This window comes from Halobellus captivus (assembly GCF_003697845.1).
GTDB lineage: Archaea > Halobacteriota > Halobacteria > Halobacteriales > Haloferacaceae > Halorubrum > Halorubrum glutamatedens.
Genome location: NZ_RDQE01000002.1, coordinates 268,302 through 280,097 on the forward strand (window position 1 = coordinate 268,302; position 11,796 = coordinate 280,097).

Annotated in this window: 14 protein-coding genes; 5 read left to right on the forward strand and 9 right to left on the reverse strand. The window is 69.9% G+C overall.

From position 1 onward, the window contains the following. Nucleotides 1-291 precede the first annotated feature (291 nt). Complete coding sequence (locus tag EAO78_RS03420) at nucleotides 292-1,083, forward strand: aldo/keto reductase (RefSeq protein ID WP_122104444.1); 792 nt, start codon at nucleotides 292-294, stop codon at nucleotides 1,081-1,083. 34 nt (nucleotides 1,084-1,117) lie between these two features. Here the strand turns inward: EAO78_RS03420 and EAO78_RS03425 are convergent, their stop codons facing one another. From EAO78_RS03425 to EAO78_RS03435, 3 genes are all read right to left on the reverse strand, one after another. Continuing rightward, on the reverse strand, nucleotides 1,118-1,351 hold the full coding sequence (locus EAO78_RS03425; RefSeq protein WP_122104445.1) for a YgaP family membrane protein: 234 nt from the start codon (nucleotides 1,349-1,351) through the stop codon (nucleotides 1,118-1,120). Between the two features lie 185 nt (nucleotides 1,352-1,536). Then, entirely contained in the window at nucleotides 1,537-1,968 is a 432-nt protein-coding gene (locus tag EAO78_RS03430; RefSeq protein WP_122104446.1) for a universal stress protein, read from the reverse strand. A gap of 83 nt (nucleotides 1,969-2,051) precedes the next feature. After that, the gene (locus tag EAO78_RS03435; RefSeq protein WP_122104447.1) at nucleotides 2,052-2,570 is read right to left on the reverse strand and encodes a cupin domain-containing protein; all 519 of its coding nucleotides are present in this window, start codon (nucleotides 2,568-2,570) and stop codon (nucleotides 2,052-2,054) included. A gap of 54 nt (nucleotides 2,571-2,624) precedes the next feature. Between EAO78_RS03435 and EAO78_RS03440 the strand changes: the two genes are divergently transcribed. The 3 genes from EAO78_RS03440 (at nucleotide 2,625) to EAO78_RS03450 (ending at nucleotide 4,385) form a co-directional block, all read left to right on the forward strand. Next, nucleotides 2,625-3,539, forward strand: coding sequence for a hypothetical protein (locus tag EAO78_RS03440; RefSeq protein ID WP_238987609.1), 915 nt, complete (start codon nucleotides 2,625-2,627; stop codon nucleotides 3,537-3,539). 177 nt (nucleotides 3,540-3,716) lie between these two features. Then, on the forward strand, nucleotides 3,717-4,136 hold the full coding sequence (locus EAO78_RS03445; RefSeq protein ID WP_122104448.1) for a CBS domain-containing protein: 420 nt from the start codon (nucleotides 3,717-3,719) through the stop codon (nucleotides 4,134-4,136). 6 nt (nucleotides 4,137-4,142) lie between these two features. Further along, nucleotides 4,143-4,385, forward strand: coding sequence for an amphi-Trp domain-containing protein (locus EAO78_RS03450; RefSeq protein WP_122104449.1), 243 nt, complete (start codon nucleotides 4,143-4,145; stop codon nucleotides 4,383-4,385). Nucleotides 4,386-4,479: 94 nt separating this feature from the next. Here EAO78_RS03450 and EAO78_RS03455 read toward each other — a convergent pair whose 3' ends face one another. The 4 genes from EAO78_RS03455 to EAO78_RS03470 form a co-directional block, all read right to left on the reverse strand. Then, entirely contained in the window at nucleotides 4,480-5,493 is a 1,014-nt protein-coding gene (locus EAO78_RS03455) for an NADP-dependent oxidoreductase (RefSeq protein ID WP_122104450.1), read from the reverse strand. A gap of 91 nt (nucleotides 5,494-5,584) precedes the next feature. Further along, nucleotides 5,585-6,145, reverse strand: a complete 561-nt coding sequence (locus EAO78_RS03460) for a GNAT family N-acetyltransferase (RefSeq protein ID WP_122104451.1) — start codon at nucleotides 6,143-6,145, stop codon at nucleotides 5,585-5,587. Continuing rightward, on the reverse strand, nucleotides 6,142-7,413 hold the full coding sequence (locus EAO78_RS03465) for an ornithine cyclodeaminase, nickel-pincer nucleotide-dependent (RefSeq protein WP_122104452.1): 1,272 nt from the start codon (nucleotides 7,411-7,413) through the stop codon (nucleotides 6,142-6,144). Before EAO78_RS03465 ends, EAO78_RS03460 begins: the two co-directional genes overlap by 4 nt. 103 nt (nucleotides 7,414-7,516) lie before the next feature. Beyond that, entirely contained in the window at nucleotides 7,517-9,349 is a 1,833-nt protein-coding gene (locus EAO78_RS03470) for a site-2 protease family protein (protein WP_122104453.1), read from the reverse strand. A gap of 118 nt (nucleotides 9,350-9,467) precedes the next feature. Here EAO78_RS03470 and EAO78_RS03475 point away from each other — a divergent pair, with 118 nt between their 5' ends. Further along, nucleotides 9,468-9,707: a hypothetical protein gene (locus EAO78_RS03475; RefSeq protein ID WP_122104454.1), complete on the forward strand. Its 240-nt coding sequence runs from the start codon at nucleotides 9,468-9,470 to the stop codon at nucleotides 9,705-9,707. Nucleotides 9,708-9,735: 28 nt separating this feature from the next. On the opposite strand, the gene EAO78_RS03480 is transcribed toward EAO78_RS03475, so the two are convergent. Further along, nucleotides 9,736-10,656 (reverse strand): class II glutamine amidotransferase, encoded by a 921-nt coding sequence (locus EAO78_RS03480; protein ID WP_122104455.1) that lies wholly within the window; start codon nucleotides 10,654-10,656, stop codon nucleotides 9,736-9,738. A 155-nt stretch (nucleotides 10,657-10,811) separates the two neighbouring features. Further along, complete coding sequence (locus EAO78_RS03485) at nucleotides 10,812-11,795, reverse strand: 5,10-methylenetetrahydromethanopterin reductase (RefSeq protein WP_122104456.1); 984 nt, start codon at nucleotides 11,793-11,795, stop codon at nucleotides 10,812-10,814. Nucleotide 11,796: the final 1 nt, after the last annotated feature.

An 11,796-nucleotide genomic window follows, 5' to 3' on the forward strand; every position in this document is an offset into this window, starting at 1 on the left:
TTCGGTCCGGATACCTAAAAGGAACCGAGACGGTGGCGAAAACCGCCGTCGTGGACGGGACGGGCTTCGATCGTCGGCGCTTCGGGTCGCGGAAGCGGCCGTCGATACGCCCCCGTGCGCGTCCAACGAGGCCGCGATCGGCGACGGTTCGCCGCGATCGGCGACGGTTCGATCGGGGGATGCCGCGGCCGATCTCGAGCCCGTTTCCGAACCCATTAGTCGCTCGAGCGGCCATCCCGGGACATGTCTTCTCCGGAGCAGTCGTCCGATAGCGTGGCTCGAGCGAACGGGATGCCGGTCCTCGGGCTCGGTACCTGGGAGAACGAGAACCCGGAACAGTGCGCCGAGAGCGTCAGAACCGCCCTCGAGACGGGGTACCGTCACGTCGACACCGCACAGGCGTACGGCAACGAGTCGGCGGTCGGTCGGGGGATCGCCGCTGCCGACGTCGACCGCGAGGACGTCTTCCTCGCCACCAAGGTGTGGATATCGAACCTCGCGTACGAGGACGTCATCGAGACGACCGAGGAGAGCCTCGAGAAGCTCGGCGTCGACGCGGTCGACCTGCTGTACGTCCACTGGCCGGCGGGCGCGTACGACCCCGAGGAGACGCTTCCGGCGTTCGACGAACTCCGCGACCGCGGACTGATAGAGCGCGTGGGCGTCTCGAACTTCGAGCCCGACCACGTCGAGCGGGCCATGGACGTCCTCGACGCCCCGGTCTTCGCGAACCAGGTCGAGACGCACCCGTTCTGTAAGCAGACGGAGCTGCGCGCTCACGCCGAGGAGCACGGCTACGAGATCGTCGGGTACTCGCCGCTCGCGCGCGGCGCGGTGTTCGACAATGACGTGATCGGCGAGATCGCCGCAGACCGCGACGCCAGCGCGGCACGGGTCAGTCTGGCGTGGCTCCGCGAGAAGGGCGTGACGGCGATCCCGAAGGCCACGAGCGAGGGTCACATCGCCGACAACTGGTCGAGCCGGGAGCTCGAGCTGACCGACGAGGAGATCGGCCGGATCGACGGGATCGAACGGTACTCCCGGGAGGTCCACCCGGACTTCGGCCCCGACGCCTGGGAGTAGGCGCCGGCCGCGACGCTCCGGAGCGTCCGAGCGACTACCGCGTCTCGTCCGGCGAGACCGAGCAGGTGTCGACGCCGAGAAGTGAATACAGTCCGCAAGTCCCGGTAGCCGCGGTACCGAGCATGACGAGCGCGACGACGCCGAGGATCGGCGACGCGATCGCGGGGAGCGGAGCGGCACCGACGAGCGTCGCGAGCGAAACCGTTCCCATCACCGCACCGATCGCGGTCCTGACGCGCTTGTCCATGGCTCCTACGTTCTTGTCCATACTACACACTACTGCTGGCACAAACTAAAGCCTGTCGACGGTCGGTCCGATGAGGTGACATCGATGGTGGGGGCGTGGACGACGACCGCGTGGCGGCGGACGCCGGCGAACGACGACCGCGGACGGCTGCCACGGAACGGCCGTGATCGAATGACCGTCATCGAGTCGCCGTCACCGAATGGCCGTCACCGGATGACCGTCACCGGAACCACCGCCTTGTCGACGACGCTCTTCGCGACGCTGCCGACGACCTGTTCGCGCTCCTCGGAAAGTCCGCGGTGTCCGACGAAGATCGCGTCGGCGTCGCTCTCGCCCGCGAACTCGGTGATCGCGTCCGCGGGTCGTCCGGTGAGCAACTGCGTTTCGACGTCTATCTCGGTGGCCGCCTCGTCGGCGACGTCGTTCGCGACCGACCGTGCGTTCTCGAGGACGCGTTCGCCCTCCTCGACGGCCGCCTCCTCGCCGGGGAGGACGAGCGTGCCGTCGATCAGTTCGGAGTCCGGCGTCAACACGTGCGCGACCACGAGCGTGGCGTCGAACGCGGCCGCCTGGCGCGCGGCGTATCGGACCGCTTCGTCACCCAGCGTGGACCCGTCGGTGGCTACGAGGTAACGCATACCTGGTGGTTCCGCCGCGACCTACATAACTCCTGTCGGGGTTCCCGCGTCCTGACGCTCCGAACGTCGCGGACGGCCGCTCGCTACTCTCCATCCCAGTAGCCGACGGTGTCCTCGGCGTCGTAGTAGCCCTCCAGCGAGCGCTCCTCCCGGCCGCCGGGCGGGGATCCGACGTACACGCCGAACGTCCCCGAGTCGGGGTACACCGTGACGTCCGGTTCCACCATCGTCGAGATCGCGAGGTAACGGAGAGAACCGTCCGAGTCGTTGATCACCCGGTGGCTCCCGGATTCGTCGGCCGGGAGCGCGACGTACGTGCCCGCCACGAGCTCGTGGGCTTCGTCCGTCCCGGTGTCGTCCGCTCCGGGTTCGTCCGCCACCGTCGCCAGCCGTATCGTACCGGTCCCCTCGAGGACGTATATCGCCTCCTCGTTCGCCGTGTGGTAGTGGAACGGCCACGACTTGCCCCCCGGCGGCAGCTCGTAGAGGCTACACCCGATCGCGTCGCCACCGGCCGCCTCGGCCAGCTGCTTCCGCTTGAACCGCGTCTCTCCGCGATCGGTCTCGGTCCACTCCAACTCGGCCTCGTTGACGCGTCCCATGGGTCGCCAACGGAACCGGACCTCATAGTTCCGGGGGCGGAGCCCACCAGCGTCGTGGACCTTTATGCCCTACCCGCCCGAACCGGGCGACGTGACACCCTCCACGACGGCTCCTGCGAGTTCATCCGCGGTCTCGTCACGGTCGCGCGCCAGCCCTTCGCGGTCGTCCGCCACTCGTCGATGTATCTGACCCTGTTCGGCGGCCTCTTCGTCGGACTCGGTCTCGCGATGGCGTGGTACGGAGCGCGTCCGCTCGTCGTCCTCCCGCGGCTGCTCCGGACGGAGGTCCGCCGACCCGACGCGGTGACCGACGCCGGAGACGGCGAGTTCGTCGCGGTCCTCGGGACCGCGCGTGCGTCGGCGGAAACGCTCAGGAGCCCGTTCACCGGAACCGAGTGTCTCGGGTTCGAGTTCGAGGTCACCGAACGCCAGCCGTTCGGGATCGGGGTCCCGTGGTTCCACGCGCACCTCGACGACGGGATCGCCACCGCTCCGTTCTCGCTGGACGATCCGAACCACCCGAGCGTCCCCGATGACCCGGGCGTCCTCGACGACGCGGCCGGCGGCCTCGCCGTCCGCCCGTCGTCGCGGCGGTTCTCGCTCGACACGGTCCCGACGGTCGTCCGCGTCGGCGCGAGAGAGACGCCCCCCGACCGGGTGCGCCGGTTCGTCGACGTCCGCGAGGGACTCGATCCGGTCGCCGGACGGATCGCGGCGATCCCCTTCCTCGGCGCTCGCCGCTACGTCGAGCGCCGGATCGACCCGGGCGAGGAGTATCTCGTCGCCGGCCGGATCGAACGCGACGGGCGCGGGGAGAACGGGACGACCGGGATCGCGCTCTCCGGCGACCTCGTGATCACGGAGCGATCGATCCGTGGGTTCGTGCTCTCGAGACTCCGTCGAGCCGCGTTTCCCCTCCTCGTCGCGGCCGTGTTCGTAGTCGCGGGGCTATGGGGGATCGTGGGCTGACCGTGACGGCTTGACGGCCGCCGAGCACCCACGTGGACCGTGACGGAAGCCGAAGAACGTACGTCGACGGGTTCGGGGGCCGATCCATCGTCACGTGTTCTTTCGAATTCCCGAAGACCGAGAAACATAACTATCTATTATGAAGTTTGCTCCATAGGTTCAGACGGGTGACCCCGAATGCCGATCCAAGACCTCGCTCGAAGCGACGTCGTCACGGCCGCTCCTGAAACCCCCGTCGCCGAACTCGCAGCGACCATGGACGAGGAGCAGGTCGGAAGCGTCCTGATCACGAACGACGAGACGCTCGCGGGAATCGTCACGGATCGGGATCTGACCGTTCGCGTCCTCGGAGAGGAGCGTGACCCGACGGGTCAGACCGCCGAAGACGTGATGACCGACGATCTCCGTACGGCCGGCCCCGATGCCGGCTTCCACGAGGCGGCCAGCCTGATGGCCGCCTACGGGATCCGACGGCTTCCCGTCTGTGAGGGCGATACGCTCGTCGGGATCGTTACCGCCGACGACGTAACCGAGTTGCTCGCCGACGAACAACAACTGCTCGGAGACGTCATCCGAGCCCAGCGGCCCGAGTACTGATCAACCATGCCCGAAGAAGTCCTCTTCAAAACCGAAGAACAGGCCACGAGAACGGAGATCGCCGACGCGTTACGTGACGCCGCCGACCAGGTGGAATCCGGAGACGTCCGGCTAACCACGGATACGGAGGAGCGGACCACCTCCGTTCCGGAACGACCCCGGTTCGAGGTCGAGCTCGAACGACTCACGGATTCGGAAACCGGAGAACAACGGTACGAACTCGAATACGAGATCAGATGGACGAAGTAGGCGTTTCACCGTGCCGATCGGCTCCTCCGTATCCACCAAGCGTTCTCGATGCTCCAACGGGCCGTCGTTCGGTCGGTTCCCTGTGGAGGTCGATTCAACTGACTCGGACGACCTGCTTCCCGACGTTGTCCCCCGAGAAGAGCCCGAGGAAGGCGTCCGGGGCGTTCTCCAACCCCTCGACGACGGTCTCTCGATGCTCGATCTCGCCGTCGGCGACCCACTTCGAGAGCCGGTCCGCCGCCTCGTCGAACCGGGTCGCGTAGTCACTCACCAGCAGTCCCTGAACCCTCGCACGCGCGGCGATGAGAAGCGGGAGCTTCCGCGGCCCGGTGGGCGTCTCCTCGTCGTTGTAGTGGGCGATCTGTCCGCAGACGGCGACCCGTGCGTCGAGGTTCAGGTCTCGGAACACCGCGTCCGTGATCGGGCCGCCGACGTTGTCGAAGTAGACGTCGATCCCTTCCGGGGCGGCCTCGGCGAGCGCCGCACCGTAGTCGTCCGCGGTCCGGTAGTTGATCGCGGCGTCGAAGCCGAGGTCCGCCGTGAGCCACTCGGTCTTCTCGTCGGTGCCCGCGAAGCCGACGACGCGACAGCCGTTCAGCTTCGCGATCTGGCCCACGACGGACCCGACCGCGCCGGCCGCCCCGGAGACGACGACCGTGTCGCCCGGCTTCGGCTCGCCGACCTCGAGCAGGCCGAAGTACGCCGTCCGACCGGGCATCCCCAGGACGCCGAGGTACGCGGGCGGGTCGGCCACGGCCGGGTCGACGGGTGCGACGTCGTCCGCGTCGAGGAGCGCGTGGTCGGCCCACGTCCCGTTTCCGACCACGAGGTCGCCGGGTTCGTACCGGTCGTCGGCGCTCTCGACCACCTCGCCGACGACGCCACCCTGCAGCGCGTCGCCGACCGCCCACGGCTCCGCGTACGACTCGGCGTCCCGCATCCGCCCGCGCATGTACGGGTCGACGGAGAGGTAGCGGACGCGGACGAGCAGTTCGTCGGGGTCGGGACTCGGGCGGTCTCGCTCCCGGAGGTCGAAACAGTCGAGGTCCGGTTCGCCGCGGGGCCGCTCGGCCAGGATCCACTCGCGCGTGGTGTCGGTGTCGGTCACGTCCTCCCTTCTCGCCTGCGAGTCAATAGCCTTCTGACGGCGGCGGTCGGAGGGCGGCGGTCGGCCGCCGTCCCCTCGGTCGCCCCTCCCCTCAGTCGTCGCCGACGTCCCCGACGGGCCGGGCGACCATCTCGCCCCAGGACTCGAAGCCGTGCCGGTCGTAGAAGCCCCGTGCGCGCTCGTTCTTCGGGTCGACGTCGAGCACGATCCGGTCGAGCGGGAGGTCCTGGTCGGCGGCGAGGTCGAGCGCGGCATCCATGAGGTCGTCGGCGACGCCGGTGCCACGGTAGTCGGGCGCGAGGTAGAGCTCGTTGATCACGGCGGCGTCCCAGACGAACGCCAGCCGCTCGGGCAGACAGAAGACGTAGCCGACGAGGTCGGAGTCGTTCCCGTCGGCGTCCGCGGATCCCCCGTCAGCGTTCGTAGTTCCCCCGTCCACCGCGACGGTCACACAGCGCGGCTCGTCGGCGACGCAGCGGTCGACCCACGCCAACCACTTCTCGCGGTAGTCGTCGGTGAGCTTGCCGGCGTATGTCGTCGCCTTCGCTTCGCCGCCGGTGTTCTCGCCGAGTCCGCGCTCGAAGGCCGTCTTCAGCCCGTAGAGTGCCTCGGCGTCGGTCGAGGCGTCGTAGGGACGGAGCTCGACGCTCACGCGTTCTCACCCGCCTCCGCGATCGCCTCGGCGTCCTCGTCGAGCACGAACTCCGCGAGCGTGGGCACGAACGTGCCGATGTCGGTGACCATGCCGACCGCCTGCGCGGAGCCGCGGTCGAGCAGCTGCGTGACGGTGGCGGGGTTGATGTCGACACAGACCGTCTTCGTCGTCGAGGGGAGACAGTTCCCGACCGCGACCGAGTGGAGCAGGGTCGCGAGCATGAGCACGATGTCGGCGTCGTGGGCCTGGTCGCGGATCGCGTCCTGCGCCTCGACCGCGTCCGTGACCGTGTCGGGGAGCGGTCCGTCGTCGCGGATGGACCCCGCGAGCACGGTGTCGACGTCGTTTTCGACGCACTGGTACATCACGCCCTCGGTGACGATCCCCGCCTCGACGGCGGCCTCGATCCCGCCGGCACGGATGACCTCCGAGATGGTCCAGATGTGGTGTTTGTGTCCCTTCCGCGGGTGCTCGAGCGTCTCGACGTCCATCCCGAGCGAGGTGCCGTACAGCGAGCGTTCCAGGTCGTGGGTGGCGAAGCCGTTGCCCGCCGACAGCGAGTCGACGTAGCCGGCCTCGACGAGGTCCGCGAGCGCGTCGCCCGCGCCGGAGTGGATCACCGCGGGGCCGGCGACGACCATCACGTTGCCGCCCGCCTCCTTCACCTCGCGCAGCTCCGCGGCCACCTCGCGGATCGTCGACTCGGAGGGACGCTCGGAGGAGACGCCGCCCTGCATGAACCCGAACGCGCCGCCGGAGCCACGGGGTCGCTCCGGCGGGTTCACGCGGATCCCCGACTCGTCGGTCGCGACGAGGTCCCCCTCCTCGACGGCGTTGAGGACCTTCGTGTACGCCCGCGGCTCACCGTCCGGACCGTCCGGATCGACGATCAGCGCACAGTCCATCTCGATCCGGTCGACGTCGATCCACTCGCCGTCGTATCGAACCTCCGTCGGATGGTTCGTCGTCGAGTAGAAGTCCGGCGGGACGACCTTGTCGTCGGGGGCGGCGACGAGCGCCACGTCGGAGGGGTCCTCCAACACCGCGCCGTTCTGGTGCAGTTCGTGGAGGATCGCCCGGAGCGTCTCCTCGTCGTCGGCGGAGACGCGCATTCGGCAGTACGACTCGGCCTCCTCGTGGGTCCCCACGTCGAACTGCTCGACGTCGAAGGAGCCGCCCAGGTCCATCACCGCACCGAAACAGCGCTGCATCGTCCCGCTGTCGATGATGTGGCCCTCGATCTCGACGGTTCGCGAGTGGCTCATACCTGCCCGTGTCCCCCCGCGGAGAAACCCGTTTCCCCTGCGGCCGGCGTTGCTGTCGGCGGGACGTTGCCGTCGGCGGAGCGGTGGGTCGGTGGACCGTCGGTCAGATCAGCCCGAGCGCCGAGAGGATCTGGTTGCCGAACACCATCGACACCAGCCCGAAGAGCATGACCAGCCCGGAGGAGACCGTGATGGTCCGGACGGCCGCGTGCCGGTCGCCGATCGGGAGCCGGCTCACGACCGCCTCGGCGACCATCCGGAGGATCCGGCCGCCGTCGAGCGGGAACGCCGGGAGGCAGTTGAACAGCGCGAGCTGGATGTTGATCCAGCCGGTCCAGAAGAGCAGGTTCGCGAGCAGGAACGCGCCGCCGCCGAGGAACGCGAGTCCGCCCTCGAGGACGTAGAAGTTGGTGATACCGCCGGCGAACCCGGCGAAGTTGAACGGCAGCCCGAACAGGCTGCCGAGCGGGAGGATCAGCGTCACGAAGACGAGTCCGAGCGCGGAGTCCGCGAGCCCGCCGAGTGCGACTCCGTCGAGCGCGCCCTCGCCGCCGTCGCCCCCGAGCAGTTCGAGGTACGCGCCGGCGGGGTACTCGGAGACGCCGACGTCGTCGAGCGCGAGCCCGCTCGTGCCCGGGAAGACGCTCACGCCGATGAACCCGCCCTCGCGGTTCGGATGGGGATCGAGCTCCACGTCGTAGCTGACGCGCTCGTCGGCGGCGGTGTACGCGACCACCTCGACGGTCGTTCCGGGCTCGCGCTCCTGGAGCGTGGCCGCCAACGCCTCGTCGTCACGGATCCGGTCGCCGTCGATCTCCACGACCGTGAGCGGCTCGCCGACCGCCGCGCCCGCGTCGTGGATCGGGCCGCCCTCCTGGACGCCGACGATGTACGCGCCGACCGGCACCTCGCGTTCGGTGGCGTTCGCGCCGTCGGCCCCTTCGAGCGCCACGGTCGCCCGCTCGTCGTCGCCGACCGCGGCGAGGAAATCGCCCTCGGTCCGCACCGGCTCGCCGTTCACCGCGGTGACGACGAACGGCTCCTCCGTCACGGTGACGCCGAAGGGGTTGCCGCCGGCCGACCCGACCGCCTGGAGCTCCCGTTCGACGGTGACTGTGCGTTCCTCGTCGCCGTCGTCGACGACCATCGGGACGTCCGCGCCGGCCTCGGCGACCGCGGCCTCGAACGCCGCGGCGTCCGCGACCGGCTCGCCGGCGACCTCGACGATCCGGTCGCCCTGCGCGAGGTCCGCGGCGGCCGCGGGCGACCCAGGATTCACCTCGCCGACCGCGTAGCCGGGCGCGACGCCCATCGCGCCCACGACGGGGCCGAAGAGCAGCGCGAAGACGACGACCGTGAGGACCACGTTCGCCGTGACGCCGGCGGCGAACATCCGGGCCCGGGCCCCGCGGGACGCCTCCCGGGTCGCCTCCTCGTCCGGCTCGACGAACGCGCCGACCGGCAGGACCGCGAGGAAGACCAGCCCCATCGAGTCGATGTCGATGTCCTCGACGCGGCAGAGCAGGCCGTGTGCGCCCTCGTGGACCACCATCGCGATCGCGAGCCCGCCGACGATCTCGGGCGCGACCGAGAGCGGGAGGAACTCGTTGACGCCGGGGATGATGAGGAAGTTCTGCGGCTGCTGGATCGCGGAGGGTTGCGTGGCCGAGAGCGCGGAGAGTCCCGAGGAGACGATGAGGACGAACGAGCCGACCATCGCGACGAGCGCGCCGCCGAGCCCGAGGTTCGCGACCGCGCGCCAGAACCGCCGCGGTCCGGCGAGTCGTTCGAGGAACGCCCGCCCGCGACGGGTATGGAGGGTCGTGAGCGGACCGGAGATCCGCACGGAGTCCGGGAGGATCCCCCGGTTCCGGAGCCACGTCATGGCCGCCGTGTACGCGAGGATCCCCGTCAGAACCCACAGCACCGTGTTCATGTCGAAGCCGTCAGGGTCGCCCGGGTGTAAGGCGTTCGGTTCGGGGAACCGGGCCCGGTCCGGGGCGGCCCGTCCCGCGAACTAAAACCCCAAGTACCCCCCCGTTCAACGTCCGGTCATGATCGCGCTCATCGGCTTCGTCTCTCGGCTGGTCGGCGACGTCGGCCGGTTCGTCGACGTCTTCGCGAACGACCTGATCCTCGGCGCGGGCGACCCGCTCTCCGCGGTGCTCGTCCTCGTCGGACAGCTGTTGATCGTCGCCTCCGTGGCCGTCCTCGGCTACGCGGCGGTCGGCGCGCTCCTCGGCGAGATCGGCGTGAAGCTCCCGTCGCTCGGCGGCCGCGGCCCGAGCGAGTAGCGCCCGTCACTCCGCGAAGCAGCGTTCGTCACCCCGCGAGGTCCAACTCGATCGGGTCGATCGAGACCGTCCCGTCGGGTTCGACGGTCACCCGGTGGTTCCGCGGGACCGCCCGCCAGACCCGGTCGTTCTCGAACAGCGCTTCGCTGGCCACGATCGTCGCGGCGGTTCCCTCGGGGTCCGGCGTCGAGCAGAACTCGCCGCCGGACTCGAACGAGCCCGCCTCGCCGACGTAGAGGCTCTGCGCCGCGGTCCCGGGGGTGGCGTATCGGGTCGCCACGATCGATTCCCCGTCGGTGAGACAGAAGTTCGCCTGCGTCCCCGCCTCCTCGTCGACCTCGGCTCTGAACGTCTCCAGCCGTTCGAGCGCCGCATGAACCGCCGCCGCGAGGTCGTCGAGGGACGGGTCAACCACGTCCCGGCCGAGTTCGTCCTGTATCACCGCGAACGCGTGCTCGCTGTCGGTCGAGCCGTGGATCCCGAAGTAGAACTCGTCGTCGAGCGACTCGCGGACGCGACGGATCACCTCGCGGTGGGCACCGAGCGTCCCGTTGTGCATGAACAGCAGCCGTCGTCGACCACGCTCGACCGGGTCGAGGTCGGCGTCGCGCTCGTGAAGCCCGGTGCCGCCGGTGAAGGGGTGACAGTTCAGCTGTTGGACCGAGAGGCCGGGGCTGGCCGCCCGGACGTGCGCGAAGTACAGCGACGTCTCGATCAGCGGGCTCACGTGCCGCATGTTGTCGTCGTTCCAGGCGGGACGCACCCGCTTGTGGAGTGCCGGCTCCGGGGAGCGCTCGCGGTCGTACCAGCCGACGCCCCAGCCGTCGCCGTTGAGCGGCTCGCGACGCTCCTCGGCGTGCATCGACTGGTCGATGATCGAGTGATCCGGCCTGTACAGCAGTTCGTCGAGCTCCATCGGCGGCCCGTGGTACGCCACGAAGCGGCACATACGTCACGACAAAAGTTCAACCGAGTTAAATTTGTGTCACGACAGCAGGTGTCGTGATGTTCGATCGCACGGGGATCCGCAGTGATCCGCACCGAGCGACCTCGAACCGTCTTCGCCGGCAGCCGGGAACGGGGGATCGGGGACCGGACGTCGACTCAGAAGAGCCCGCGGACCGCCTCGGCCGCGAGGTCGACGCCGGCCTCGAGGTCGGGCCCGAGCGGCGAGCCGACGACGAGCCCGTCGGCGTGCTCCGCGACGGCGGCCGCGCGTTCGCGGACCGTTTCCGTCGTTCCCGCCATACAGAAGGCGTCGATCATCGCGGGCGTCACCAGGTCGAAGGCGGCGGAGAACTCCCCCGCGGAGACGCGCTCGCCGATGGCGTCGGCGACGTCGGCGTCGATCCCGTGTCGGTCGAGCACCGGCGGGGCCGCGCCGCCGGCGATGAACGCGACCGGCGGGCGGGCCGCCTCCCGGGCGGCGGTCTCGTCCTCCGCGACCGACACCGCGGCGTAGGCGACGAGGTCGAAGTCGCCGCGACGGTCGGGGCGGTCGTCGACCCCGTCGTCGACCTGGTCGCGGGCCCACGCGAGGTCCTTCGGGTGCGAGCCGTTGAACAGCAGTCCGTCGGCGTGCTTCGCCGCCATCCGGCACATGTGGGGCCCCTCGCCGCCGACGTGGACGGGGATCGACGCGCCCTGCGGGGGCTCGTAGTTGAGCCCCGCCCCGCTGGCGTCGAAGCTCCCGTCGTGGTCGACGCGCTCGCCGGCCCACAGCTTCCGGGCGGTCTTGAACGCCTCCAGCACGGGCCGGAGCCCGCGCTGGTCCGCGAGCCCGAGGTTTCGCAGCGTCGAGGGGTCGCCCGGGCCGATACCGAGGACGGCGCGTCCCTCCGACAGCTCGTCGAGGGTGGCGACCCGCGAGGCGAGGGTGACGGGGTGGGTCTCGTAGGGGTTGGCGACGCCGGGACCGAGCCGAACCGACTCGGTCACGGTCGCGAGCTGTGAGAGCACCGCCCACGGGTCGCGGTTGTTGTAGTGACACGTCGAGTAGACGGCGTCGTAGCCGGCGGCCTCGGCGCGGACGCCGAGGTCGACGACGCGGTGCGGGTCGTGTTCGGGGGTGAGTTCGATTCCGAGCATG